This is a genomic window from Litchfieldella anticariensis FP35 = DSM 16096 (assembly GCF_000409775.1).
GTDB classification, from domain to species: domain Bacteria; phylum Pseudomonadota; class Gammaproteobacteria; order Pseudomonadales; family Halomonadaceae; genus Litchfieldella; species Litchfieldella anticariensis.
Genome location: NZ_KE332388.1, coordinates 678,443 through 678,655, shown reverse-complemented (window position 1 = coordinate 678,655; position 213 = coordinate 678,443). Strand labels below are relative to the sequence as shown.

1 protein-coding gene is annotated in these 213 nt (G+C 71.8%); it reads right to left on the bottom strand.

Annotated features, from left to right (window positions below; all coding sequences use genetic code 11):
- On the bottom strand, nucleotides 1-213 hold a 213-nt coding region (locus L861_RS25025), incomplete at both ends, for an FGGY-family carbohydrate kinase (RefSeq protein WP_269078961.1).

Here is a 213-nt window from a genome sequence, read left to right as displayed (position 1 = left end):
TCGGTGTGGGAACCCTCGTCGAGGTGGACCAGCCGTGCGCAGAGGTCCTCGAGAGGGGTGTCGGGGTAACGCTCGCACCAGGCCGCCTGCAGGGCCGCGCCCAGGGCGGCGGCATCGGTGACCTCGGGGCAGATCACCGGGGTGCCGGTGATGTCGGCGACCATCTGGCGCCACACTGGACTCTTCGCCCCGCCGCCGATCAGGCGGATCTGG